Here is a 24,233-nt window from a genome sequence, read left to right as displayed (position 1 = left end):
AAGTGACGTCAATGTACTCGATTCCCCGTTGGGAGTCCAAAGGAGGTTCCCATGTTCAAGCAAAAACTTTTGAGCATGGTTTTACTGGCAACGCTCTTACTGGGGCAGACCGTGCCACATGCCTACGCCGCAACAGTTTGCGACCAGGCGCAATTTGTTTCTGACATCACCGTGCCCGATGGAGCGGCATTTGTACCAGGTGCAACATTTACGAAAACATGGCGCTTCTTGAACGCTGGCACCTGCACGTGGACAACATCCTACAAGATCTTACAGGTAGGTGGTGATGCAATGGGCGCGCCGACCTCAGTGAAGGTTCCTGTAAGCGTACCGCCGGGGCAGATGCTCGACATCTCAGTGAATTTAAAAGCGCCGACAACGGCTGGGCATTTCAAGGGGTTGTGGAAATTCGCTAACGCATCTAACGTGCAGTTTGGTATTGGCGATTCAGGTACCGATGCATTCTGGGTGGATATCAATGTGATCGATGCCAGCGCGGTGATCTATGATTTCGTTGCCAACGCCACCTATGCACAATGGAAGAGTGGCGCAGGCCTGCTCCCCTACCCCGGCGCGAGTGGCGATTATCGTGGCTATGCTTATCAAGTGAATCAGCCTCACCTTGAAGATGATTCTTACGATTCGATGCCCGGGCTTTTAACTGTCCCGCAAAACAAACTCAACGGATATATTCAGGCTACGTATCCCGAATTCCAAATTCAGCAGGGCGATAAACTGCAAACACTTGTCAGTTGTGAGTTTGGCGCAACGGGCTGTTATGCCACGTTCCGCGTTGATTACATCCTGCCGAATAACGTTCAAAAAACATTGTGGACATGGAAAGAATCATACGACAAACGTTTCTATCGCGCAAACATTGACTTGAGCGCACTCGCCGGGCAAAAGGTTCGATTCGTACTCGTGCTCCTCGCAAGCGGATCAGCCAGTGGTGACCGCGCCATTTGGGGATCGCCTCGCATCGTGCGTGCGGGAGCAGGACAACCACCCGCGCCTCCTTCGACCTTGACTCCGCTTCCACCTCTCACACCGACTCAAACGCCGATACAGTCTCCACCTCCCACCATCGCGCCAACAGGCTGCGACCGTGCATCCTTTGTCACCGATGTCAACGTGCCGGATGGAACGATCTTTGCCCCCGGCGCAGTGTTCAGCAAAACATGGCGGCTAAAAAATACCGGCACCTGCGCATGGACAACCGACTACAAAGCCATGTATTACAGCGGCGAACAAATGAGTGCCCCCACCTCGGTCAACATGCCGTTACGAGTAGCACCCGGCGCAACCGTTGACCTGACCATTAACATGGTCGCCCCCGGCACCCCCGGCCAATATCGTGGATTCTGGATCCTTGCCAACGCCAGCGGAACCATGTTTGGCATCGGCACGAACGCATCGAATCCGTTCTGGATCGAGATCAACGTGGCCGGTGATGCACCACAAGAGAACGGCTACAACTTCTGGCAGAATGTCTGCTCTGCGCAATGGAAGAGTGGTGCTGGCCCATTACCCTGCCCAGGTAAAGTGGGCGATATCAACGGCCTCATCATCGCGGATGGTTTCTCGCATCTCGAAGATGGGACAATGGGACCACTCCCCACATTGTTGATGGCCCCTCAAAATAAATATAACGGCTACATTCAAGGGACATATCCCGCATTGACCGTGCAACCCGGCGACCACTTCAGCACAGTGGTTGGATGCGAGTATGGCTACAGTTGTTATGCCACCCTGCGTCTCGACTATATGGCTCCCAATGGAAGTATCTTCAACTTCTGGACGTGGCGCGAACAAAACGACAAGAAGAACAACATGGTGGATGTGGACCTGACTCCATTGGCGGGGAGAAGCGTGCGTTTTATCCTGACCGTGTTGGCCGCAGGCAGTGCGACAGGCGACCTCGTACGATGGGGCTCTCCAGTCATCGTTCGCACGTATGTGAATCCCACCCCGCCGACGATCACACCACCTACCAACAATTGGTTGACGTATAACAACCCCACCTACGGATTCCAATTCAAGTATCCACCTCAGGCACAGATCTTCAATCAATTCCCTGAATCGTTGTTGATGAACCTGCCCATCACAGCAGGCACGAACCTCACTGAGAAATATCTCCTGGCGGGTGTCGCTCCCAACACTGGCACATGTCAAAGCCCGTTTGCAACAAGTTCCATGTTGAGCTCAACTGAAACAGTGACGATCAACGGCATCGCCTTCCTCAAACAGACTGGTGGAGACGCCGGCGCTGGTAATTTCCACGATTGGGTTGCTTACTCAACTGTCAAAGATACAAATTGTATAAGCATGGGCTTCGTATTGCACTATTTGAATGCAGGGAGCTTTGACCCACCCAAACCTGAATTTGACCGTGTAGCTGAGTCGGCTATATTCGATCAGATGATGTCCACATTTACATACCCGGCGCCACCAACGATCACGCCATCCTTCACGCCATTGCCTCCTTCATTGACACCCGTACCACCCACCATCACACCTAACACTGGCGTATTGATCAGTTCACCGAACATCAGCTCACTATATATGATCGATGCATCCAATGGCTGGGCAATTGGTAATTCCTATCTGTTACGCACCACGAATGGCGGCGCGACTTGGTACAGTATGCTGCCCGGAGTCACCTCGATCACCGGCGGATTCTTCCCGAACGCGTCCACGGCTTGGGCGTATTCATCCGGTGTGCTTTATCGCACAACCAATGGAGGTTTGAACTGGTCGTCGTTCAGTGTTCCGTTCCTCAACAGTGGTCATCTCCGATTCGTTGACAATAATACTGGCTATATGCTTGAGATCACCGGCGCGGCCATGAACAAACAATCTGTCATCCTGTATAAGACAACCGATGGCGGCGCAACATGGACGGCAAAATATAACAATGATCCAACTACATCCGGTACCGGCACCACCCTGCCACTCAGCGGACATAAGACCGGCATGACCTTCATCAACGCGACCACAGGTTGGGTAAGCGGTGATTCACCACTCAGCGGGTCTGTCTATCTCTACAAGACAACCGACAGTGGCGTCACGTGGACAAAGCAAAGCATGACGATCCCATCAGGGTATACGAATGCTTACGTAAATACCAACGCTCCAAAATTCTTCAGTTCTACGAGCGGTGTTATTCCTGTGTGGATGGGTATCGATGCAAGTGGGCCAGACTTGTTCCTCTATCGCACAACCAACGGCGGCTCCACATGGACGATCTCTTCATCGTTCGTGCGCCCAAGCTACACCGCAGATGTTATCACTGCCACCAATGCCATCACATGGGGTCGCAATGGCAAGTTCCGCACCACCAGCAACACCGGTGCCAGTTGGGTGGATGTGATCCCCAACATCAACTTTGGTGACAATATAAACAACCTCGACTTCGTGTCGACAACGACAGGTTGGTTGACTCAATATTCCGATAGCGGAGCCACGGCTCTGTATCGGACATCAGACGGTGGCCGCACGTGGACACTTCTCTCTGGCAACCCGCCTCCCACTCCGACCTTTACACCTGTCCCACCGACGCCGACCTTTACCCCCACTGCACCGGTCACAAGCCTCAAGGCCAAAGTGACCGCTGACAAGCTCAGTTGCCGCTATGGCCCGGGCGTGGAATATCTCTATCTGTACGCACTCAATTTGGGTGCGAACATCACACTCATCGGACGTACCGATGCCAACAACTGGGTCTGGGTCAGCGGCACGAACAAGTGCTGGGTCAACGCTAATTATCTAACCATAACCGGTGACCGCAATGCCCTGCCCATCGTCTATCCAACAGGCATTGCAAAAATACCTGTGTCACCGTATTACCCGGCTCCAGCGTGGGCAAGTGCGTCTCGAAACGGGAACAGCGTTGGGGTCAGTTGGGCGCCGGTCCCGATAAGCGTCGGAGACTATGAAGACTCATCCATGCACCAATACATCCTCGAAGTATGGAGGTGTGAAGCCGGGAAGATCATCTTTGAAACCCTTGGCAGTAACACCACGTCTATCGTTGTCGCGAAGGATGAGCCGGGTTGTAGTGTCCCATCACATGGACGTGTATACGTACAGGAAAAGCATGGGTACGCTGGACCCGTCGAACCGCCCTGGCCACAGCCAGTTCAATCTACCACATCCACGCCCGCTCAAAGCCCATCCGCTTTCGCGCAAACACTTGTGGATACACTGAACGCGCGCAACTTCAACGCATTGCCGCCCATGATGGATGCATCTCTCGGATTCGCCTACTGGCAATCACAAGGAACTTCGTACCCGTCCGATCAGGCCATTGAGTCCTTACGGACCGGGCTTACCGTCACATTGATACCGAATGCCAGCAAGGACTTGACCACTCTACTGGGCGGATCGAATCCCTATTCGATCATGGGACTCGACCCGGCTAAATCGTATGGTTTATTCGTTTCAGGCTGGGGTTCCGATAGCCGGTCAGAGGCAATCCTCTATGTGACACAACGCGCGAATGGAAGCCTGTACTGGCACAGTACCCTCATCGCGCCAACAGGATTCGTGACTCCCTCAACCTTAATCGGGCCGTATGCAGTGGTGAATGTGGCACAAAACGATGTGTTGAACATCCGCTCGGCGGCTGGCGTCAGCCAGTCAATTGTTGGGTACTTTGCTTCAGATGCGACAGATGTCATGGAAACCGGAGCAACTGCCAGTGCGGATGGAGCCGTGTGGGTTGAAGTCCGCAAGAGTGACGGAGTGACGGGCTGGGTCAATTCCTATTATCTGACGGAGTACGTCACGCACGCCGCCTTCTGCGCGGATAGCCGCATCCTGCCTTTGATCGAGCAGGTCAAGCAAAGTATGGTGCAATCGAATGGGAGTTTGCTTGGGCCGATCGTCAGCGCAACACACGGCGTGAACATGCACTTGTGGGCATATGGCCCCGGCGTTAACTTCACACAGGCAACATCCGCGAACATTTACACAAACAGCACGGTCTACAATTGGGGTGGCGGCCCAAGCGGAATACCGGATACCGGCACGTTCAACGATGTGGTGAAACCAAAGTATGTAGATGCGTTGAATGCCCCGAACCGCGAAACCTATTGCGATGATCTTACAAAGGTATTCAATCTTTCACGGCCTTGGCCTTACCCGAACATTCGCTTCTATCATGTATACAAACCCGCCACTGGCCAGAATCTCGATTTCCGTACATTGTTGGTTGGCATCGAGTATGTCAACGGCCAGCCGTACGTCTACGGCATGGTGAATATTGTCTGGGAGCCATAACTATTAAACATTCTGGCGAGGGCTAAGCCCTCGCCAGAACATCAAAGCTACATCGCGCTCTTCAAAAACTTCGAAAGATCTTTCTTCATCTTCTTGAGCGAGGGCATATGGATATACATCATATGCCCCGCTTCATAATATTCCATTGTGACATTCTTACGCTGGTCTTCGTTCAAGCCAAGATGATCGAACGTATATTCCGTTGCGAAGTATGGGGTACCAAGATCGTAATATCCATTGGCCGCCAACACCTTGAGATACGGGTTGATGGACATCGCAGAGCGCAACGTCTCTCCCACATTGACATACGAATTCTCAAACTCTTTATATGACCACGGATGCACGAACTCGCTCAAGATCTCGTAAGGCAGGTCTGATTCGTATTTCAACTCCGCACGGACATAATCGTAGAACGTAGCAGTATATGGGCCCAGCACGTTCGTCAACAGCGGATCATATTCCGCGTGTTGTGTGACTCCCAATCGGTCACGTCCCAACAAACGGCTATCGAGGCGGCCAACGGTTTGTCCGCGTTCACGCAGAAGTTCCTTGAAGTACAGTTGATCGTTGAGACGTAAATTTGCACGCTCGATAAACTGTTCCGAGATGCCCGTGTAATAAGAAAGTTTCTTGACGATCTTCGCGCGTTCGTCTTTGCTCAACGAATCCCCTTTGAGCAAAGCATGGGCATACTCGCCGAGTGCAAACTCCTCCGCTTCTTTGAGCCATGCCTGCAAAGTCCGCTTGGGGTTGGGCACATCGTGATACCAGGCCGTGGCGGCATAGCCCGGCACAAACAGAATATTCGGCAGATCGTTATTGAGATTGAAATCAATCGTCCCGAAATCAAGCACCACCGAGATCAACATCAAGCCGTTCAAATACATGCCATGCCGTTCTTGCAAATAACCCGAGAGCCCGGCCGAGCGCGTTGTACCATACGATTCACCCGCCAGAAACTTCGGCGAAAGCCAGCGGTTGTTGCGTGTGGTATACAGGCGAATGAAATCACCCACCAGTTGAATATCCTTTTTGAAGCCGTGCCATTCCTTCGGCGCCACCCCATCCACAGGGCGGGTATAGCCCGTATTCATCGGGTCAATGAACACCAAGTCGGTGTCATCCAAAATGGAAAATTGATTATCCGTCAACTTGAATGGCGGCTTGGGCAATTCACCTTCATCGGTCAACACCACGCGGCGTGGACCCAACACCCCAAGGTGCAGCCACACAGACGATGAGCCCGGCCCGCCATTGAATGAAAACGTGATGGGACGCTTGGACTTATCGGTCACACCATCTTTGGTATATGCGATGAAGAAGATCTGTGCACGCGGCTTCTCCCCCTCCGCTTCTTTCTCACGATCAGCTGTTTCCTCTTTCAAGATCATCGTCCCCGCTGTGACCGTGTACTTGATCTCTTTGCCACCGATGGTCACCTTGTGTTTGGTAATGACAAGGTTATCTTTCGGTGTTGTCTTTTCTTCCTTCCCTTCGGCCTTGCTCAGGGCAAGTTTCTCTTCCTGCTTCTTTGCTTCTGCCATAACTGTACCTCATCTTATAAATTGAATATGACTTTTAGATTGTACAACCACTTGCAAAAACAAGTCATGGTTCTGGAGAAGGGTCTGGAAAAGTGTATCCAGCTGTGACTACATAATATACATGGACCTGGCAACCACATCAATCTCATGGACGATCAATCGTAGAACTTTTCTCGACGCCCATTCAAAAGGCTTTAACAACAAATACGCACCATCTGCCAGAAATGGATTCTGAATCCTGCGCGCCAAAGACTTCCCAATGACATCATACAGTTTACGAAGATGCTTGTGTATATTCGGGTATGTTGCCGCTAATGCCAATTCGGCACACTTCAGGATCTGCAATTGAGCGTTCACCTTCAACAATTTTCCGTCCGCACGTTTGACAGTCCACGAACGGACAAATCGCGGATGTCCGTGTGCGGCGGCAGTGGCGATATAGCAATCAGGAGGCGGCTGTGGAGGCAAGGCCGTGTATAGCTCATACATTTTGAGGATATCAAAACGCCACGCAGCCACGTAAGCAGAAAGCCATGCAACAAGTCCAAGTCCGTGCGGGAGGGTGAATTTCGTTTCGTGATTTTTGAATAACCAGATTGCGGCCCGCGAAGAGATCATGAGTGACCAGAACGGTGAAGCCAGCGCAAACGCTGCCAACATCAACAACAAGGCACTACCCCTTGTGAGCACGAGGGCAAGCAGGAAACCGATTAACACCAAGATTAGCAAGAACTTATTTACATCACGAGATGTCCACTTTGTGATGGCTAGTCGGTATAAGAATAAGAGAATGAAGGGAGATGCCCAAAGCAGAAGAACGATGATCACTGAAACAGAAGATGCAACAGACCAGATCAACGTGATGATACTGTACTGCAAAGCAAGAAAAGCGCCTGTATAAATTCCCAAACGGACAATGAACGACTCTGAGAAACGAGCGGGAGCAACCAGGAGAAGTAAATAGCAGATAATAGAATACGCCAATAACAAAATGAACAACAAAGAAGCTTCAGGGAAGAGAAACAGGGTCAGATACGATTTGAATTGTCCATCCTGCCATTCGGGTTTGAAGAAATCAGTGCCCCAAAAAGCAAGCGCAGTTGTAATCGTTACAAAAAGACCATATAAAACCCGTCCCCACCACATAAGCGGGACCGGTAAAGAGACAGGAGCACTCTCTGCATCATTTTCCACAGGCTTAATTTCAAGATTCATCTTCATCACCACGATGAGTTACCATGCGATAGATCTCTTTTTTATTCCACCCGCTTCGTTTAGCTAATTCAATTGAAATATCCTTTGCTGATTTTTCTTCCAGCAATTCCTCTTTAATGGCCTCGAGCAATTGTTCTTCGGTCCATTTTTCGTTCGTGTCTTTTGGCTTGCCTTCCACTACCAATGTGAATTCCCCTCTAGCAGGCTGGGACTTGAAATATTCCACCGCCCCGTTCAACGTCCCACGCCAGTATTCTTCGAACATCTTGGTCATTTCGCGGGCCACACAGATGCGACGGTCACCTAACACAGACAAAATATCTTCAAGCGATTCAACGATGCGATGAGGGGATTCGAGAAAGATCAATGTGTAAGGCAGGCTGGCGATCTGCTCCACGAACTTATGGCGTTCACTGGTCTTGCTTGGAAGGTAACCGAGGTACAGGAATGAGTCCGTGGGCAGGCCGGAAACGGTCAAGGCGGCGATAGGGGCCGATGGGCCGGGAACAGGCACAACGTTAAAGTTCGAGGCGAGGGCGGCTTTGACGAGTTCGTAGCCGGGGTCGTTGATCGCGGGAGTCCCTGCATCCGAGACCAGAGCCACATCTCCCAGTGAAAGCTTTTCGAGGATGAAATCCAATTTATTGAGTTTGTTGTGTTCGAAGTAACTTGTGAGAGGAGTTTCGATCTCAAAGTGTTTGAGAAGCTTGCCGGTGTGACGTGTATCCTCAGCCGCGATGAGGGTCGCTTCCTTCAAAATGCGAACCGCACGTGGTGACATATCTTCGAGATTGCCGATGGGGGTTGCAATAAGATAAAGTGTGCCCATGCAATGATTTTATCATCGTTGATGCTATAATGATTTTTAAGCATTCAAAAATCCGCCTTGAAAGGAGCGCGTAATGCCGAAGCCAAACTACAAATACGAAAAACGTCAAAAAGAAATCGCCAAGCAGAAGAAAAAAGAGGAAAAGCTAAAGCGCAAACTGGAGAAGACCAAAGAGGAAGTTGAAGTAAAGACGGAAGAAACAAGCGAAGAAAAACAGACAGTCAGCCAGGAACAGTAGTCAACTTCCCTTTTTGCACCAAGCAGACCAGCCCCATGCGGGCTGGTTTTATTTTTAAATGAAAATCGGGCAGCATGTGCGCCGCCCGATCCATTCTGTTTTGTTTAATTACAACCTGTTGTTTCCGCTTGGAAAATTATGCACCCGGCATCATCTTTGGGGGCTGGCGCACAACACTGGTCCGCTTCGTTAAGACCTGCATTGGCTGGGCACTTGCCCGAATCCATAACAAGGGCAGGCGCAACCTGGGGTATACATACCTTGAGGTCAAAAGTGAACAAGGGTTTCCCTGTGCAGGCGATTAGGTCCTTATCACCTTTGCTTCCTACAACGGAACACTTGAATTCACTGTTCAGGGTCTCGAACGTAGCACCTTTGGGAATCTCATAGGTTGTGTAGGGAACGCCACGCGTACAAGCCCTATTTGTTTCATTGATCATGGATTCAATGGGTGGTTTTTGAGGTGGCTTGCACATCGGCAAAAAGGCATCGGCGACTGTATTGGTTGCAAGAGCTTCCGTCACCGGGACAATTTGTTGCGTAGCTGTGGGAACTACTGCATTCTGGCTTCCGAATAACTTGATTCCACCGAAGATCAACGCGCCCAACAAAAGCATCCCAACGACAATCCCACCAGCGATATATAACATTTTATTCTTCGCAGGAGATTCTTTTTCCTTTTCGATCAAGCGGATGGTCGGTGAGGATTCTTGGATCGCGCCGGGACTACCAAAGACAACCTGATTCAACGCACGCGCAAATTCCACAGCGCTCGAATATCGCTCGTCACGATTTTTGGCAAGTACTTTCTTCATGACATCAGCCAATTCTTCAGAGAGGTCTGAAGCGATCAAGCGGATATCGGGCACAGGGTCGGTGACGTGTTTGATCGCCACACCCATGGGAGTATCTGCATTATAGGGTTGTTGCCCGGTCAACATTTGATAGACGATCACGCCCAGCCCGTACACATCACTGCGATGATCGAGAGCATCGCCCGTGGCCTGTTCAGGGCTCATGTATGCGGGCGTACCGATGATCCCGCTCCCTGTCAGGTTGGTTTGGGACTCTGAGATTTTCGCGATCCCAAAATCCGAAATGAACGGATAAGCATCTTCATTAAAAAGAATATTATCGGGTTTGAGGTCACGGTGAATGACACCCTTGCGATGGGCATACGACAACGCCGAAGCCAACCGCTCCACAATTCGCGCGGTATCTTCAGGACTGAAACGTCCCTTTTTGATCATATCGGACAGTGAACCGCCGGGCATATACCGCATGACAAAATAGGGAATCCCATCATGCTCACCTACATCATAGACCGGCACAATCGCCGGATGCTCCAATTGCGCGATGGTCTTTACTTCACGCTGGAAACGATCTAAAAATTGTGGGTTATGAAGAAATTCACGCGGCAATATCTTGATGGCCACTTCGCGATTAAAGCTGGTATCAAACGCATGATAGACCGTCGCCATGCCACCGCGTCCCAGTTCTTTTTTGATCTCATATCTTCCAATGTTTGTGAGTTCCATGCGGCATAGTATAACCAGACAGAGAGTATCTGAAAAGGTAAACCCGATCGAAAAGGCTTCAACCAATAAAATTGAAAATTATCATCGGCTCTTCAAAAACGTAATCACCTGCTCATGAATATCCTGTGACTGTAACGCACCGCGATGACCCAGTCCGCTTGTTTCGATGAATCGCACAGATTTCCAATTACGGGCAATAGCGCGGCTATCTTCTATAGGCGTGACGTTATCTGCCACATCATGGAACATCAACGCAGGGATGTTGATCTGCGGCACCAACGTTTCATTGATGATCTCGTCCAATACGCCGTGCCCAAAGTTTTCGTAGATCATATTTAGTAAGCCTGCGATGATCTCATCGGGCAAACCAGCGATGACTTGAAAACGCGGAAGGGAATCTAAAAGCCGGTTGAAAGCGCCAAAGTACACAAGTCGGGAAGGAGGCGGGAAGTTTCGTTTGACCAAGGCATACGATGTGATCAAAGCCCCAAAGGAGTGCGCGATGATCGCGTCGAAGTCACCTTCCTTTTCTCGTACTAAATCCATTGTAGGTGCGATCTCAAGGAGGTTCGTCATCTTTCCATCGGATTCGCCATGCGCAGGCTGATCGTACGCAACCACACGATACCCGGCAAACAACAAAGGATCAACAAAGCCTGTCATTTGCGCACGGGCACCTCCCCATCCGTGCATAAGCAGGACAGCAGGACGACTCGATTCACCCCAAGTTGTGACAGCCAATTCACCGCCTCCATACGGGACCCGATAGCTGTTTCCCCATTCGATGACTTCTCTGTCCTTTGGCTTGACCTCATATTTCGTGGGGCTGAAAAACGCCCGATATGCCTTCTTTACAATGCCTTGCAGTTGCGTGTTGGTCTCTAACGTTGTCATTTTTTCTCCTCATTAAAGTTTTACTTACTACCTAGTAAGTTTTGACGATAAAAAAATTTAGCCGAGCAGATCGAGCTTGATCTGTTCCAGCACGTCACGGAATTTCTTCGTCCCCAAAGCGCGCGCCAGTTGTAATGCACCCTGTAACGTAGACCCGATCAATGCCGCCTTGTTCGCGGGCTCGCCGTTGAAATGAAATACTCCTGCATCCCTGCCTTCTGTCAGAGTGGCTTGCAGCCAGACAAGCAATTCCTTGTGCAAAGCCTGCACTTCAGACTGCAACCCTTCTGGAATTGTATTGAACTCTGTCTCAAATGAACCAACCAGACAAACCTTGCCCTGGTCTGCGCGCCAATCACTATAAATGCTTAAGAACCAATCCAATTTCTCCGCATGAGGCAGGTCTTTAACGCGTGAATTGTTGGTCCACAATTTGAAACGGTCACGATAGCGGCGAATGACAGCGATTCCCAGATCTTCCTTGGTTGGGAAGTGATAATGGATGGCGGCATTCTTCACCCCTAACTCAGATGCGATATGAGCATAACTGAATCCGTTATAGCCCTTATCCTGCAACAAGGCTTCAGCCAGGTTCAATATTGTCCGCTTGGAGTTCTCGATCTTGACCATGGTCGAGGATTCTACTTACTAAGTAGTAAGTTTGTCAAGGTAATTTTGCATCACATCTAAATGCTATAATCCTTCAACATCCCATGAAAAACTTCCATAAAATCTTTCGTATCATCTGGGCCTCGTTTGGTATTCTATTTCTTTTGTGGATGATAAATTCCATGCGTGCCCAGGGTTTTGACAAATCAATCCTTGAAAGCGACTCAAATATCGTTATCGAAGAGACAAGCCGCCTCATTACCTTTACCCCAAACCTGAATCAACACTCTACAGGCTTTATCTTCCTCCCAGGCGGACTCGTCCAGCCTGAAGCGTATGCGCCCATGTCGCGGGCGATCGCTGAGCAGGGATATTCTGTCTTCATCATCAAACTTCCATTTGGCTCTGCCCCACTCCAATCACAAGAAATGGACGTGATGAATCAGGCCTTATCCATCATTGAAGATGAAACGTCCATTCAACATTGGGTCGTGGGTGGACATTCGCGCGGTGCGGCCATTGCATCGCGTTTCGCTTATTCATACGGCGACTCATTCAATGGTCTAATATTGATCGGCACTTCACACCCCAAAGAAGCGGTATTTGATCTGTCCGATACAAATTTATCGACAACAAAGATCTACACATCTAATGACGGGTTAGCCAGCGTGGAAGAAGTGGAAGCCAACGCAGTGTATCTGCCAGATAATACAAATTGGATATTGATAGAAGGCGGGAACCACGGTCAATTCGGTTATTACGGAACGCAATTGGGAGACAACCCTGCAAGTATCACTCGTGAACAACAACAGAAACGAACAGTTGATGCTATTCTTTCTGTGTTGAGTAGTTTTAATGAAAAATGACCTGCATCATCAAACAGTTACCTTATGAACATTCCGACACTCGATAAACCCATCGCACATGGACATACTGCTGATGTATATCTATGGGACGATACACGCGTTCTCAAACTCTTCCACAATTGGTTCGATCTTAAGAGCGTCGAATATGAATTCAAGATCGCTCGCGCTGTCCATGCCAGCGGGATCAAAGCTCCCATGGTGCATGAGTTGATCCAAGTGGAAGGTCGAAGTGGCCTGCTGTACGAACGAGCAAAGGGCAAGACCATGTTGGCCATGTTCCAACACAGACCTAACAGGGTATTCCAATATGCCCGCACGCTTGCCAGGCTCCACGCGGACATGCATGGACGTGTTTTCGATGCGGACGTTCCTCAACAACACGTACGTTTGCAAAACAAAATAAACCAAGCTGATGCGCTTTCCTCCTCTGTCAAACATTCTCTCATCAAGGCCCTGGACGCCATGCCCAAAGGAAACCGTGTTTGCCATGGAGATTTTCATCCTGACAATATTCTGCTCACAGAGAATGAAACGACCATCATCGACTGGATGGATGCGTCACAAGGCAACCCGCTCGCTGATGTAGCACGGACAAGCATCATCGTACTTGGCTCGATTGCAGGCAAACAAGTTCCTAATCCATTCTTGAGGGTATTCGTTAGGCTGTTCCATACTTCATACCTGCGCGAATACTTCCGCTTGCGCCCTGAAGGACGACACGAATATCGTCACTGGCTTCCGCTTGTAGCAGGCGCACGATTGACAGAGGGAATGCCAGAATTGGAAAAGTGGTTGGTAGAATTGGCAGAAAATGTTTAAGTAATAAAAAAAGGGCGGAGCGATGCTCCGCCCTACAAAATTATCTGTGGCTAAACGCGTTCTCCCCTAAATTGCGTCTCATATAACTGACTATATAATCCGCCTGTCGCGAGCAACTCCTCATGCGTTCCACGTTCAACGATCTTTCCGCGATCCATTACCAGAATTAAATCAGCCGCAAGAATCGTGGATAAGCGATGCGCGATCACAATACTCGTCCGCCCAGCCATGACGCGCTTCAATGCATCTTGTATCAATGCTTCGGACTCGCTATCGAGTGAACTCGTAGCTTCATCAAGCACGAGAATGCGTGGGTCTTTGAGGATCACTCTTGCCAACGCGATGCGTTGTTTTTCGCCACCACTCAAACGATAACCGCGTTCACCTACGATCGTGTCGTAACCATCGGACAAATCCATGATGAAGTTGTGGATGTTCGCGGCACGCGCGGCGGCTTCGATCTCAGATTGGGTCGCGTCCATTTTTGCGTAGGTTAGGTTCGTGCGGATGGTATCGTGGAAGAGGTACGTCTCCTGCGTCACCATGCCGATCATCTGTGAAAGCGATTCGAGCGTGAGATCTTTCAGATCATGCCCATCGATGCGGATGACTCCGTTCGTGGGATCATACAATCTTGGGATGAGATACGTCATCGTTGTTTTGCCAGCGCCAGAGGGACCGACCAATGCAATCAATTGTCCGGGACGGGCGATAAAGGAGACTCCCTCTAAAGCGACATCTCTGGCTTGGGATGAAGATTCAACCTCAGATGAGTCAGAACCGTTTCCTTCATCCCGACGATTGACCTTGGACGATTGACCATTCTTCCCCACAGCCTTGGTCTGTTGTCCATTGTCTGTAGTCGGTTTTGATAAAGACAAGACCGCGCCCACGTCTTCCATGCGTCCATACCGCTTGACATCTTTGAGCAGTTTGGATTCGTCGATGTGATAGTTGAAATCCACGTGATCGAATTCGAGTTCACCTTTTGCATCATGCAAAACGATGGCATTCTCTTTTTCGACAATGTCTTGCGGAAGGTCAATGATCTCAAAGACACGCTCAAAGCTGACCATGGATGTGGAAAAATCAACGGGCGCACTGGCGAGACCTTGCAACGTGCCGTAAAGCTGACCGAGGTACGAACTGAAGGCCACAATAGTTCCAACGGTGAAGACATCACTGATAACGTAATAGCCGCCGAGGCCATAGACCAATGCCGTGCCCACCGCACTGACGAGACCAAAGATGACGAAGAACGTTGACCCAACCACTGCACGCCGAATGCCGATATCGCGCACGTTGGCGGCGCGCTCACGGAAACGTTTCTCTTCTTCGTTGACACGGCCAAAGAGTTTGACAAGAAGTGCGCCACCGATATTAAGAGTCTCGTTCATGTGAGCGTTCATCTTGGCGTTGTGATCCATGGCTTCGCGGGCAATATCGCGCAAGATATTGCCAAGCCTTTGTGCGGCGATGATGAAAAGTGGAAGGATCAAAACGCTGACAACGGTCAGCCGCCACTCAAGTGTAAGCATGACGGAAAGCAACGCAACCGCTTCGATGATATTGGTGACGATGTTGACGATGGTATTGCTGATGGCGTTCTGTGCGCCGACCACATCATTGTTGAGGCGGGACATCAACTCACCAGTTTTGGTATTGGTGAAGAAACGCAGGGACATGTGTTGCAGTCGCGCGAAAAGCGTCGAACGCAGATCGTAGATGACGCCTTCACCCACCGTGGAGTTGAGTCTGCGTTGAATGACGTTGATCCCGCCTTCAAGCAATGGGATTCCCAACAAGGCCACCCCCATCCAAATGAGACGTTGCACGTCCTTGGCGGGTAGAACCACGTCGATCATGTTGCGGAAAATTAACGGTGTTAAAAGTGATAAGCCCGTTGTTATGGTGATGGTCACGAGCATGCCCGCGATATGCCACCAATATCCGCGCGCATAGGTGAGAACGCGCAGTAAAAGTTCTCTCGTTACTTTAGGCTTTTCGTCGCCCTGACGCATTGCCATCCACCAGCCGTATCCGTGCATTGTTATTTAGTCTCCTGGTTTGTTTGTCTTCTTGTCTGCTTGTCACAAGGGCAAGGGCGACCCGTCAGGGGCTAACGAACGCCATGATAAGTCAATTATCTTTGCTTGACGATTTTCTCGACATGCCGTGTAGGGTCGCCCCTACATGGAAATAAGACTATAAGACCAGAACACTAAATCCGCAACTAAACAAAAGGGGAGGTTAATAAAAGTCTGATGTATAGTTTAGGTGAGAGTCACTTTTCACGATCAACAATAATTATGAAGTTGAATCAAGGGGAGCGCATTTCGAATATCAGAAATGATTATAATGAATCAAAACCATATAACGTCGTCTTGCCTGCTTTGTTATGGGTATGTTGAATCGTAGCAAGATGTACATCGCTGAAGGAGAAAACACATGAGTCCAGATAATATTGAAGCGCAACGTCGTCGTAAGGGAGCAACACCAACAGGGAGGGCAGAGGCCCCTCGTCGCGAATCAGGCGGAGGTCAGGGTGGAGGCGGTGGATTTTCATCTTCTTCCGGTGGCGGATTCCAATCTCCATCTGGCGGAGGGTTCTCGTCACGCGGTAAACAAGTCGGTGGGTGCGGAACCATTGTGATCGTGATCATTTTCATTGCATTCTTCTTTTTATCCAATGGTCAATTGGGCGGCGGTTCTGATTCATCTTTTGAACAGGAACCCTACGTTGAGCAACCGCAACAATCCAATGACTCATACTCCGCCCCGGTTTCAAATTTCACACCGCCTGTACCGGCCTCAGGCTCCGGCCAAACATGGACGGTGATGTTGTATCAAGATGCCGACGACAAGATCCTTGAAAAAGATATCTTTGTAGATTTGAACGAAGCTGAGCGCGTCGGCTCCAGTGATCGCGTAAAGATCGTGGCACAAGTGGACCGTTTCGACGGCGCCTTTCAGGGAGATGGGAACTGGACAGAGACGCGTCGGTATTTTGTCACACAAGATAATGACCTGAACACGATCAACTCGCAGGAAGTGCAGAACCTTGGCGAAGTGAACATGGCAGACGGACAATCGCTGGTTGACTTTGTGCAATGGTCTGTGCAGAACTATCCCGCCGATAAATATGTGCTGATCCTTTCAGATCACGGCATGGGCTGGCCCGGCGGTTGGAGCGACCCTTCTCATCAGGGTAACTCTGAGCGCGCGCCTTTGGCTTCCCGCATCGGCAATAATATGTATCTCATGGAATTGGACGAAGCGCTTCGTCAAAGCCGTGAAGTGGCAGGGATCGACAAGTTTGAAATTGTCGGCATGGACGCCTGTCTCATGGCGCAACTCGAAGTGATGGCGGCCATGCAACCACATGCACACTATGCCGTTGCATCTGAAGAAACAGAACCCGCTCTGGGCTGGGCGTATGCTTCGTTCCTTGGCGATCTTGTCACCAATCCCGATATGGACGGTGCGCAATTAAGCAAACTGGTTGTGCAAAGTTATATCGAAGACGACCAGCGCATCACCGACCCCGCCGCGCGTGCTGATTTTCTGAATCAGGGCTCACCCCTCGGCGGAATTTACAACAACAGCACTTCGGCAAGCCAGGTCATTGCGCAACTCGAACAGAACATCACCATCTCTGCCATAGATCTCGATGCACTCCCCTCTCTGATGAAAAGCGCCAATGACTTCGCTTTCGCATTGCAAGATGAAGATCAAAAGTTGATCGCAGAAGCCCGCCGATACGCTCAATCGTACACAAGCATCTTCGGACGCGAGGTGCCGCCCGCATACATTGACCTCGGTCACTTCGCCACATTGCTCGCAAACAACACATCCAACCCGCGCGTAAAACAGGCCGCACAGCAATTGGTAGCTGACCTGCAGAACGCTGTCATCGCAGAGAGACATGGATCAGGGAAGAAAGGCTCGACGGGGCTCGCCATCTACTTCCCCAACTCCACTTTATATTCCTCGCCTCTCACTGGACCTCAGTCCTACACCGCCATCGCAAACCGATTCGCATCTGAATCCTTGTGGGATGACTTCCTCGCCTATCACTACATAGACCAAAGTTTTGAGGCGCAAACGCGCGAGCCAGTTGTCCCCAGCGCAGGCTTCTCGGTCCGCGCACCGGGACAGGGTAATATCAACGTCTCAGAGATCACAAAATCCAGCGATGAAGCCGCGCCGAATCAACCTGTCCGTTTGAGCATGAATGTCAGCGGAGAGAACGTTGGCTATATTTACCTCTTTGTTGGATATTACGACTCTACATCCAATTCCATCGCTGTGTTGGATACCGATTATCTCGAAAGCGAGGATACGCGCGAAGTGAGCGGAGTCTATTACCCGGTCTGGAGCAATGACTTCACCTTATCCTTCAACTGGGAGCCAACCGTCTTCGCCATCAATAACGGACAGGACAGCACCACCGCCCTCTTCACACCGCAAGCCTACGGTGTCAACTCTGACGAAGCCACCTACGCCGTGGACGGTATCTACACCTTCGTCGAATCGGGCGATGCGGTCAACGCTCGTTTGTATTTCCAAAACGGAAATCTGGTACAGATCTTCGGTATTACCGGCGACAAGGAAACCGGTGCGCCGCGCGAGATCACCCCCACACAAGGAGATACTTTTACCCTCATTGAAAAGTGGATCGACGACCCCAGCGGCACTCCACAGATCGTTTATGAAAACGGCAAAACCCTTACCTTCGGCGCCGAGCCTTTCAAATGGGAACAACTCTACGCCGCTCAAGGTGACTATGTCGTTGGCTTCATCATCGAAGACCTCGATGGAAATCAGTATCCTGTTTACACACAGATCACGGTGAAATAAGCTGATTCGTATAACGTTCACGGGCTTCGTAGTGATAGCCAGTGAGTAAATCTAATGCAAGAAATTAGGTGACTGTCACTTTCGCGAAGCGGGTGGCAGTCACCTTTTTGTTATGCCCGCAACTAGACAAAGGGGGATGGTAATGAAAGCCTGATGTTGCATGAAAGGTATAATCGAAGCGGGAAAGAAAACAACTCTGAGAAGAAAACATGGCAAAAATCATTGGAACCAGCGATGCGTGGAAATCTGTCTGTTTAGCACTCAATCGTGCAAATTTCAAACCAGAAAAGCCTTCGGACATTCATGTCTTTTTAGAAGCAACTAAAAAAGAACATGCACTGGCAAAGGCTAATGCAACTCAAGAGATCCAAAACAAAATCGATGAGCTAAAGAAAGATATAGAACAGCGCGAAAAAAATTTCGATATCGAAATCCAGAGAGGGAGAGATGAAATATCTGTAAACATTAAATCAACTCAAATACTATTACGATCACTTCAAGGTAGCTTTATTCAAAAAATATTCCATTATTTCACAATAAGAAAACACAGAGAAAGAATCCGATATTTAAAAACCAAATACAACAAATTTCCACGCTTGGTTCAAAAAAGAATAGACCAATTAAAAGATGCTTTGGAAAAAACACAAAGGAATTTTGAGACTATTATTGATCAGCAATGCCAAGCAACTGCTTACAAAGTTAACCTGCTGGAAAATGTCCTAAAATCTCCAGAACTTGCAGGAGGGATTGCGGAATTAGAATTGATAGAGAGTCTAAAGTCGTTGCCGGACAATTATTATGTTATTAATGATGTCACGCTAGAAATGCCTAGAGCTATTCGCTTCGATGGTTTGTGGCTGAAATCCGCGCAAATTGACCATGTTGTTGTTACACCTGCGCATATTTTTGTAATTGAGGTTAAGAACTGGAGTAAAAAATTTTCTCAGGATGGCGATTATTTTGATCCATACCAACAAATTAAACGATCTTCATATTTATGCTACAGACTTATTGGAGAAAGATATAATTTAAGCACAAAAAGTATCCTTGCTCACAAAGGTTACATTCCTAACAAACCAACCTATAGTAATGCCAAAGTTTTATCTATTGATGAAGTCAAAGGGTATATTTCATGGTTCAAAAATTCAAATGTTTCCGACCAGATCGTTGAGAAGGTTGCAAATTGGCTTGCCAGTTAGCATCATTAACCAATGAGCCGTATAGCTGCAGAAAAGTCGATTGGAAATTCATCAAATGCTCTACCTAACATCATCCTGGAAATCATCCTTCCCCTCCGCCCATGCAGGGATTTTGGTCATGCGCAACGCATCCAACCCCGCGCATCACGTCGAATTGGAAAAGCGTAAAGCGGAACTCGAAGAATCACTCCGCGCTCAATTCGCAGGGCAAGATCGTGCCGCGATCGCAAGTCATCCCGTTTTGAAAGTCTATGCGGAGTATTACAAACGCTTCAAGAAAACCTATCACGTTCAACTGCAACTCGAGTCCATCGTCTTGAAAGGCAAGTCCATTCCCACTGTAGCGTCACTGGTTGAGTGCATGTTCATGGCAGAAGTGAAGAACATGCTTCTCACAGCGGGCCATGATCTGGACAAACTACAATTGCCGTTGACTCTCGATGTCACACAAGGGACAGAAAGTTATACGGTCATGCGCGGCGAGACTCAAACCGTCAAAGCAGGCGATATGATCATCAGCGACCAGATCGGCATCATCTCAGACATCATCTACGGCCCCGATCAGCGGACGCAGATCACCGAGTCCACGCGTAATGTGGTTTTCACGGTCTATACACCAGCGGGGATCGAAGAAACGTTAATCACGAAACATCTGGAAGATATGCGCGATTACGTGCTGGTCGTGGCACCAGATGCAGAAGTGGAATTGATGCAGGTATACGGTAGTTAATCCCATCATGAAAAAAACAATACGTAAAACCTTTACCGTTCTATTGATCGCTGTTCTTTCCGCCTGCACCACAGGGACGCCACTTCCTCCAACAGAACCACCTGCAGAGTCCTTATTCGGTGATCCTCAATCATCTGCAACACCACCGTCAAACGGCTCGCCTGCACTTGCAGCAACTCCATCGCACGAGGCCCCTCCGCCTGCAATGCTGACCATCAACGGCACAACACAAACAGCAGGTATAGGAACGTATTGCTGGAAAGCGGCAACATCATCCGCCAACTCTGCAGAAGTCTGCGTGGATATGGTCGGCGTTCCAACCGCAACTGAACCATTGAAGTCTTCGTTGCCATTCAGCGGAACTCTTACCCTGCCATTGAACGATCCGCCAACACAATTAGTCCTGACAGTTTTCCCTGCATCCGATGCGAACGAGATCCAACTTCCCAATGACGCGGGCAACTATCGTTGGTGGAATTTTATCGAGGGCTATGTCTCCACACTCGCCCTGCAAACATCTCAAGAAATCAAACAAGACCTACAACCAGGCTTGTATGTTTTCTATGTCTTCGCAGTATGGGATGGCAAAGGAGATGTCAGTTACGGTTTTCTCGTCGAAGCGAAATAGTTCATCAAACCTTGGCTAATTTCGACTTCAATTCCTGTGGGTTCAAATACAGTTCCACATAACCACAATTCAGACAGGCCCGCGCCTGACTGATCTTTGTCACATTTTTCAACATTCCCGTCTGCTTTTTAGATACATACCCGGTCGGGTCGCTTGCGGATAATGCACCTTCATCCATGGGTTCATTACATTTGGGGCAGGTTTGAGTTTCCATTGTATTCTCCTTGGCTAATTCATTATACAACTTGCCACTATCGTTTCACGGAAAGATATAATCGATAAAAATCCCTTTAGGAGTAACAACGTGCCCACCAAGATCCCATCCGCTATCGCAGGTTTATCCACATTCTTCCTTCTGATCGCAACCGCAGTTTTACTTGTCTTCGGGCAAGTCGTTATGCTCAACGGCGTCAGTGAAAGTCAGGGCTTCAATGCCATCAGTATCGCCGTGATATGCCAGAGCGTCTCGTTATTTCCAGCCGTCATCCTTGCCCGCTGGCTGACAAAGCTCCTCATGACAAAGTTCAATTGGAACGCATTTCTAGCGGTCATCGTTGCCATCATTGCATCTGTAGGGTTGGGTGCATCCCTTTTATTTGTTTCCATCATCGTAGGGACATTGGCAGTTGGCATAAAATAACTTCCGAAAGCAAAGGTGAACCATGTTGATCTCTGGAACTTTTCTGGACGAAATCTCACACGACATCCCGCATCAAAACTGGGGGCTGGATGAGTGGGATCAAGACTTTCGCGTCATGCGTAACGTTGGGATTGATACGGTTATCCTGATACGTTCCGGCCACCGACGCTGGATCACCTATCCATCTGAAGTATTAATGACCCGTGAAGGCTGTCACCGTCCGCCCGTGGATCTGGTGGACATGTTCCTCACGCTCGCCGAAAAATACGGCATGTCTTTTTATTTCGGCACCTACGACTCAGGGGACTACTGGGCGAACAATGAATTCCAAAAAGAAGTGGATCTCAATCGCGCCGTCGTGGATGAAGTCTGGAAGAAGTATGGAAATCGTTCTGCATTCAAGGGCTGGTATCTTACGCAAGAAGTCAGCCGCCGCACAAAGGGCATCATTGATCTCTACGCCACAATGGGACGTCACTGCAAAAGCATCTCGAATAATCTACCCGTGCTCATCTCCCCGTGGATCGACGGTGCAAAATCTGTGAGTTCTCACAGCGCCGAGATCACAAAGACGGACGGCATCACGCTTGCAGAACATGAAGCCGAATGGGGCGAAGTGATGTCTGGCATCCGCGGCGCAGTAGATGCAGTCGCATTTCAGGATGGACACGTGGATTACCATGAACTCTCTGACTTCCTCGCAGTCAATAAGGCTCTCGCCGACAAGTACGGTCTGCATTGCTGGACGAACAGCGAAACCTTCGACCGCGATATGCCCATCAAATTCCTTCCCATCAAATGGGAAAAACTCCTGCTCAAACTCGAAGCCGCCCAACGCATCGGCGTTGAGAAAGCCATCACCTTTGAGTTCTCGCATTTCTTGAGTCCCAACTCATGCTACCCACAGGCGCATCATCTGTTTGATCGCTATTGTGAATATTTTGGGCTATCGCTCCCTGCGCCGTCCTCGGCGCAGGGCTAATCAGTAAATCACTGCCAATGACGGTAGCTAAAAACTCCGAAGGAGTGAAATGACTATAGATGGTCGAAATGTTTTTTATCAATCCCAAAGGGATGTCATAGGTTTGCGTGAGATCATGTCATCCCTTCGGGATTGCAGATGACGCCACAGGATCTGTAATTTTGCAGAAACATAAAAGTAATTACGGAAGTTGCTATGTCCATCTTCTCCGGCCTTTCCACTCTCTATCGCGACTCTCTTTTCAATGACGTGATCCCCTTCTGGGAACGTCACTCTCCTGACCGCGAACACGGCGGATACTTCACCTGCTTAAACCGTGATGGCTCTGTCTTCGACACAGACAAATTCATCTGGCTACAAGCCCGTCAGGTGTGGACGTTCTCGATGTTGTACAACCGCATTGAACATCGGCCCGAATGGCTGGAGCTCGCCAAACACGGCGCGGACTTCCTCCGCACGCATGGACAGGCTCCCAACGGCAATTGGTATTTCTCGCTGACTCGTGAGGGGAATCCGCTTGTACAACCGTACAATATCTTCTCTGATTGTTTCGCCGCGATGGCATTCGGTCAATATGCACTCGCCGCACAAGATAATGAAGCCGCATCACTGGCACAATCTACATATCGGAATATTTTGAAACGACAGGATAACCCCAAGGGCATCTACAACAAGCTTGTACCGGGGGCACGTCCGCTTAAGAATTTTGCCTTGCCGATGATCTTGTGCAATCTCACGCTTGAGATGGAACATCTGTTGACGTGTGATGAAGTTGAATCCACGATGGATGTGTGCGTCAATACGGTAATGAACGACTTCCTCGATCCTGAAACGAACATTGTCGTGGAAAACATCGCGCCAAACGGCGTCAGGGTGGATTCATTCGAAGGACGCTTGATCAACCCCGGTCACGCCATTGAGGCGATGTGGTTCATCATGGATATTGCCCGTCGTCGAAATGATCCTGCTTTGATCGAAAAAGCCGTCGATGTGACATTATCCATGCTTGAGTTTGGCTGGGACAAGGAATACGATGGTATCTTTTACTTTCTCGACCGACTTGGTCATCCGCCTCAGCAATTGGAGTGGGATCAAAAATTGTGGTGGGTACATATGGAGACGTTGATCGCATTGGCTTTAGGGTATTCGCTGACACAGCGCACAGATTGCTGGAAATGGTATGAGCGCGTGCACGCATACACGTGGGAGCATTTCCCCGACTCTGAGCATGGTGAATGGTTTGGATATCTCAATCGGCGCGGCGATGTGTTGCTTCCGCTCAAGGGTGGTAAGTGGAAGGGATGCTTTCATGTGCCGCGTGGTTTATATCGGTGCTGGAAGATATTTGAAGGAATGAAATAA

19 protein-coding genes are annotated in these 24,233 nt (G+C 49.4%); 11 read left to right on the top strand and 8 right to left on the bottom strand.

Annotated features, from left to right (window positions below):
- Positions 1-51: 51 nt before the first annotated feature.
- Complete coding sequence (locus IPP66_09905; protein MBK9925593.1) at positions 52-5,280, top strand: SH3 domain-containing protein; 5,229 nt, start codon at positions 52-54, stop codon at positions 5,278-5,280.
- A 47-nt stretch (positions 5,281-5,327) separates the two neighbouring features.
- Here the strand turns inward: IPP66_09905 and IPP66_09900 are convergent, their stop codons facing one another.
- The 3 genes from IPP66_09900 to rsmI form a co-directional block, all read right to left on the bottom strand.
- A complete protein-coding gene (locus IPP66_09900) occupies positions 5,328-6,824 on the bottom strand; it encodes a peptidase S10 (GenBank protein ID MBK9925592.1) in 1,497 nt (498 codons plus the stop codon).
- Positions 6,825-6,932: 108 nt separating this feature from the next.
- Positions 6,933-8,039, bottom strand: coding sequence for a hypothetical protein (locus IPP66_09895; GenBank protein MBK9925591.1), 1,107 nt, complete (start codon positions 8,037-8,039; stop codon positions 6,933-6,935).
- Entirely contained in the window at positions 8,029-8,868 is an 840-nt protein-coding gene (rsmI, locus tag IPP66_09890) for a 16S rRNA (cytidine(1402)-2'-O)-methyltransferase (GenBank protein ID MBK9925590.1), read from the bottom strand. The genes IPP66_09895 and rsmI overlap by 11 nt, the downstream gene beginning before the upstream one ends.
- A 73-nt stretch (positions 8,869-8,941) precedes the next feature.
- On the opposite strand from rsmI, the gene IPP66_09885 reads away from it, so the two are divergent.
- Positions 8,942-9,106, top strand: a complete 165-nt coding sequence (locus tag IPP66_09885; GenBank protein MBK9925589.1) for a hypothetical protein — start codon at positions 8,942-8,944, stop codon at positions 9,104-9,106.
- Between the two features lie 104 nt (positions 9,107-9,210).
- Here the strand turns inward: IPP66_09885 and IPP66_09880 are convergent, their stop codons facing one another.
- The 3 genes from IPP66_09880 to IPP66_09870 form a co-directional block, all read right to left on the bottom strand.
- Positions 9,211-10,644 (bottom strand): serine/threonine protein kinase, encoded by a 1,434-nt coding sequence (locus IPP66_09880; GenBank protein ID MBK9925588.1) that lies wholly within the window; start codon positions 10,642-10,644, stop codon positions 9,211-9,213.
- Positions 10,645-10,725: 81 nt separating this feature from the next.
- The gene (locus IPP66_09875; GenBank protein MBK9925587.1) at positions 10,726-11,538 is read right to left on the bottom strand and encodes an alpha/beta hydrolase; all 813 of its coding nucleotides are present in this window, start codon (positions 11,536-11,538) and stop codon (positions 10,726-10,728) included.
- Positions 11,539-11,595: 57 nt separating this feature from the next.
- Positions 11,596-12,168 (bottom strand): TetR/AcrR family transcriptional regulator, encoded by a 573-nt coding sequence (locus IPP66_09870; protein MBK9925586.1) that lies wholly within the window; start codon positions 12,166-12,168, stop codon positions 11,596-11,598.
- 161 nt (positions 12,169-12,329) lie between these two features.
- Between IPP66_09870 and IPP66_09865 the strand changes: the two genes are divergently transcribed.
- On the top strand, positions 12,330-13,013 hold the full coding sequence (locus IPP66_09865) for an alpha/beta fold hydrolase (GenBank protein MBK9925585.1): 684 nt from the start codon (positions 12,330-12,332) through the stop codon (positions 13,011-13,013).
- A gap of 24 nt (positions 13,014-13,037) precedes the next feature.
- A complete protein-coding gene (locus IPP66_09860; protein ID MBK9925584.1) occupies positions 13,038-13,832 on the top strand; it encodes a phosphotransferase in 795 nt (264 codons plus the stop codon).
- Between the two features lie 50 nt (positions 13,833-13,882).
- On the opposite strand, the gene IPP66_09855 is transcribed toward IPP66_09860, so the two are convergent.
- Positions 13,883-15,880 carry an ABC transporter ATP-binding protein gene (locus IPP66_09855; GenBank protein MBK9925583.1) on the bottom strand — a complete coding sequence of 666 codons (1,998 nt, stop codon included), beginning with the start codon at positions 15,878-15,880 and terminating at the stop codon, positions 13,883-13,885.
- A gap of 400 nt (positions 15,881-16,280) precedes the next feature.
- Between IPP66_09855 and IPP66_09850 the strand changes: the two genes are divergently transcribed.
- The 4 genes from IPP66_09850 (at position 16,281) to IPP66_09835 (ending at position 21,249) form a co-directional block, all read left to right on the top strand.
- On the top strand, positions 16,281-18,692 hold the full coding sequence (locus IPP66_09850) for a hypothetical protein (protein MBK9925582.1): 2,412 nt from the start codon (positions 16,281-16,283) through the stop codon (positions 18,690-18,692).
- Between the two features lie 209 nt (positions 18,693-18,901).
- A complete protein-coding gene (locus tag IPP66_09845; GenBank protein ID MBK9925581.1) occupies positions 18,902-19,891 on the top strand; it encodes an NERD domain-containing protein in 990 nt (329 codons plus the stop codon).
- Between the two features lie 55 nt (positions 19,892-19,946).
- Positions 19,947-20,621: a hypothetical protein gene (locus IPP66_09840; GenBank protein MBK9925580.1), complete on the top strand. Its 675-nt coding sequence runs from the start codon at positions 19,947-19,949 to the stop codon at positions 20,619-20,621.
- A 7-nt stretch (positions 20,622-20,628) separates the two neighbouring features.
- Positions 20,629-21,249 (top strand): hypothetical protein, encoded by a 621-nt coding sequence (locus tag IPP66_09835; protein MBK9925579.1) that lies wholly within the window; start codon positions 20,629-20,631, stop codon positions 21,247-21,249.
- A 4-nt stretch (positions 21,250-21,253) separates the two neighbouring features.
- Here IPP66_09835 and IPP66_09830 read toward each other — a convergent pair whose 3' ends face one another.
- Positions 21,254-21,463: a hypothetical protein gene (locus tag IPP66_09830; GenBank protein MBK9925578.1), complete on the bottom strand. Its 210-nt coding sequence runs from the start codon at positions 21,461-21,463 to the stop codon at positions 21,254-21,256.
- A 90-nt stretch (positions 21,464-21,553) separates the two neighbouring features.
- Between IPP66_09830 and IPP66_09825 the strand changes: the two genes are divergently transcribed.
- The 3 genes from IPP66_09825 (at position 21,554) to IPP66_09815 (ending at position 24,233) form a co-directional block, all read left to right on the top strand.
- Positions 21,554-21,889 carry a hypothetical protein gene (locus tag IPP66_09825; protein ID MBK9925577.1) on the top strand — a complete coding sequence of 112 codons (336 nt, stop codon included), beginning with the start codon at positions 21,554-21,556 and terminating at the stop codon, positions 21,887-21,889.
- 22 nt (positions 21,890-21,911) lie between these two features.
- Positions 21,912-22,871: a DUF4434 domain-containing protein gene (locus IPP66_09820; protein MBK9925576.1), complete on the top strand. Its 960-nt coding sequence runs from the start codon at positions 21,912-21,914 to the stop codon at positions 22,869-22,871.
- A 195-nt stretch (positions 22,872-23,066) separates the two neighbouring features.
- On the top strand, positions 23,067-24,233 hold the full coding sequence (locus IPP66_09815) for an AGE family epimerase/isomerase (protein MBK9925575.1): 1,167 nt from the start codon (positions 23,067-23,069) through the stop codon (positions 24,231-24,233).

Origin of the sequence: Candidatus Defluviilinea proxima (genome assembly GCA_016721115.1) — a bacterium.
GTDB classification, from domain to species: Bacteria; Chloroflexota; Anaerolineae; order Anaerolineales; family Villigracilaceae; genus Defluviilinea; species Defluviilinea proxima.
Note: the sequence above shows the minus strand (reverse complement) of the source record. Positions and strands in the feature narration are given on the sequence as shown.